We start from the raw sequence: 3,363 nt of genomic DNA on the forward strand, positions 1-3,363 counted from the left end.
TGCTGTCGCTGGCCGGCGTCGCGGTGCTGGTGGTCCTCATGCTGGTCAACAATCGCCTGACGGCGCCGCTCGCGATGGAGACGATGCGATCGGGCGCGCGGCGAATGACGCTCGCCGAGGCGACCTTGCGGAATGCCGAAACGCTTCGCGCGCTGGGCATGGCAAACGCACGACGCGACCAGTGGCACACGGTGGAAAGCGAATATCTGCGCGCGAATGACCGCTTTTCCTACATATCCAGCACCTTGTCCGGCTCGACAAAGGCTTTCCGGATGCTGCTCCAGTCCGCGACCCTGGCATTGGGCGCGTTTCTCGTGATCGAGGATGCGGCGACCGGGGGCATCATCATTGCCGGCTCGATCCTCTCGGCGCGGGCGCTGGCGCCGGTCGAGCAGGTGATCGCGAACTGGAAAGGCATGGTATCGAGCCGCCAGGCGCTCGACCGCCTGCGCGAGTTGATGCAAGCGGTGCCCAATCGGATCGAGCCGCTGGGGCTGGAACTGCCACGCTCGCAAGTCGTGGTGAGCGGCCTGAGCTCGGCGCCGCCCGGAACACGGGTGGTTACGCTGGCCGACATGTCGTTCACCTTGAACGCGGGCGATGCGCTGGCGGTGGTGGGCCGCAGCGGATCGGGCAAGACGACGCTGGCCAGGGTGCTCTGCGGAATCTGGCCGGCCATTCGCGGCTCCGTGCGACTGGACGGCGCGACGCTCGACCAATGGCCGGCGGACGAGGCTGCGCGGATCATCGGCTACGTGCCGCAGTCGATCGAACTGTTCGAGGGAACGATCGGGCAGAACATCTCCCGCTTCAGCCGCGATGCGGACCGAGAGGCGATCCTGAAAGCGGCGCAAGCGGCGGACTGCCATGATCTGATCGTCCGGCTCGAGGGCGGGTACGATCACCTGATCGGACCGCAGGGCGGCGATCTTTCCGCAGGCCAGAAGCAGCGGATCGCCTTGGCGCGCGCGCTTTACGGCGACCCGTTTCTGGTCGTGCTCGACGAGCCGAACAGCAACCTCGACATCGAGGGTGAGGCTGCTCTGGGTGTGGCTGTCCAGCGGGTTCGGGAGCGAGGCGGGATCGTCGTCGTCATCGCGCACCGCCCGAGCGTGCTCGCCCATGTCACCAGGATAATGGTCATGAACGGCGGACGGATCGAGCGCCTTGAAACGCGCGACGAGTTCGAAGCCCGGGTGAAAATCCCACCGGCAGCGAATCGCGGCAATGCCGTGCGCGTCGCGGATCGCAGCGAAGCGAGCCTCGAGGGGCGCGCGGATGAAGCGGCGGAGGCCGGCCGATGACCAGTGTCTTGGAATTGCAGGGCGGTGCCGCGATGCGCTCGCTCGTTCCCCACGAGGACGAGTTCAGCGAACGCGGCCTTTCGCGATTGGCGCGCCATGGTCTGATCGCCATCGGGATTCTTGTGCTTGGCCTGGGAGGGCTCATCACTCTCCTGCCAATGGCGGGCGCGGTGATCGCGCCGGGCGAAGTCACGGTGGAGACGCATGTAAAGGAGATTTCGCATCCGTTCGGCGGCGTGGCTGCGGATATTCTCGTGCGTGACGGCGATCGGGTACGCAGGGGGCAGGTGCTCGTCCGGCTGGATAACACCGTTGCCGGCGCGGTGGCCGAGTTTACGGGGCTGAGCCTGGATCAGTTGCTGGCAAGAGCGGCCAGGCTGCGGGCGCTGCAGGCCGGGGCCGGCGCCGTGACCTTCCCATCGGAGCTGACCGCCAAATCGTCCGATCCCGCCGTCAGGGCGATTCTGGATGACGAGCGTCGCAGCTTCGAACTGGAGCGCGGCGCGCGGGTCGACCAGATCAACCAGCTTCAGGCGCGAACCGCCCAGACCCGTGCCGAGATTGCCGCCTACGCTACTCAGGCTGAATCCTATGGTCGCCAGGAACGGCTCGTGCAGCAGGAACTCATCCAGACGCGACAACTTTACGAGAGCCGGCTGACCACGCTGGACCGGCTCAACGCACTCGAGCGTGCTGCGGTAGGCGTTGAAGCGCAGCGGGCTGCGGCACGCTCGGGGATTGTCGAGGCGCAGGCACGCATTGGCGAGCTGCGGGTGCAGATGGCCTCGGTCGGCAGCGCCGCGCGCAGTCAGGCAGCGCTGGAACTGGGGCAGGTAGAGGCGCAGATCGCCCAGCTGCGCAAGGATGACGTAACGGCAAGCGATCAGAACGATCGAACCGCCATCCGGGCGCCGCAAAGTGGCGTGGTCGACAAGTTGCAGATTCGCACCGTGGGTAGCGTCGTTCCCGCGGGGGAAACCTTGATGGAAATCGTGCCCGATCGCGATCGGCTCGTGGTCAAGGCACATGTGAAGCTGACGGATATCGATCAAGTGGCCGAGGGCCAGCTCGCTCACCTGCGCTTTGCAGCGTTGAGTATGCGGACGACGCCAGAGATCGCAGGCACCGTGACTCAGGTCGCGGCGGACCGAACCGTCGAACGCGTCACCAATACAACCTACTACACTGCCACCGTATCCATTTCGGATGAGGAACTTCGCAAGCTTGGAAAGGCCAGGATTTCGGTCGGAATGCCTGTCGAAGTTTTCATCCAGACCGAACACCGCACCATCCTGCAATATATAATTCGCCCGCTTTCGGATCAATTCCGGCGAGCGCTTCGAGAGTAGCGAGGATAAGTACTAACGGGAATTAACGGGGTTGGGGTGAAAGCGCGTGGTACGGCGGAATATATCTGCCTTACGCTGCGAGGTCATCGTCCTGAGTATGCGAGGCAGTCTGTATTCGCTCCGGACGCGCACTGGATCACCAGGTGTCGCCCACATCGGCCCGACCCGGGCTTCGGGTCATTGTCGCTGCTTGGATTTCGATGATGAAGTGGGGGTTGTTGAAATACCTGGTCCCGTCGACGGCGCTGGTATGCCCGATCGGCTCGATCGCCCAGGAGATCGGGGCAAGTACCTCCATCGTCATCGATCCGCGTCTCGACCGGACCGACGTCGCAGGGGCGCGATCTGAATCCGAATACAGGCCCGTCCCCCTTGTCGTCGGCCCCTTCCTGGCGCAACCGCAATTGTCGATCGTTTCGGGATATGAAGGCAACGTCTTCAATCAAGCCGATGCCAAGGCGGCGCAAGTCGTCACTGCCATGCCGTCCTTGGTCGCCAGCGCAAGATTGTCGCAGCACGAACTGAATTTGGCAGCATCCGGCACGGTCAGGCGCTTTTCGTGGTACCGAACGGAAAACAGCGAAGAATTTGCCGTCGCGGCGGATGGGCGCCTGAATTTGACTCAGCAACATGCGCTGCTTGGTACGTTCTCCTATGCCAGCCTGATCGAGCCGCGCAGCAGTGCCGCTTCCAATCGAAACGCGGCCGAA

3 protein-coding genes are annotated in these 3,363 nt (G+C 64.0%); all 3 read left to right on the forward strand.

Annotated features, from left to right (window positions below; translation table 11 throughout):
* On the forward strand, positions 1–1,304 hold a 1,304-nt coding region (locus VMR39_RS29720), incomplete at its 5' end, for a type I secretion system permease/ATPase (protein ID WP_325422046.1).
* Between the two features lie 8 nt (positions 1,305–1,312).
* Positions 1,313–2,653, forward strand: coding sequence for an HlyD family type I secretion periplasmic adaptor subunit (locus VMR39_RS29725; protein ID WP_325422048.1), 1,341 nt, complete (start codon positions 1,313–1,315; stop codon positions 2,651–2,653).
* Positions 2,654–2,856: 203 nt separating this feature from the next.
* On the forward strand, positions 2,857–3,363 hold a 507-nt coding region (locus tag VMR39_RS29730; protein WP_325422050.1), incomplete at its 3' end, for an outer membrane beta-barrel protein.

The organism is Sphingobium sp. (assembly GCF_035511395.1).
In the GTDB taxonomy this organism is placed as follows: Bacteria; Pseudomonadota; Alphaproteobacteria; order Sphingomonadales; family Sphingomonadaceae; genus Sphingobium.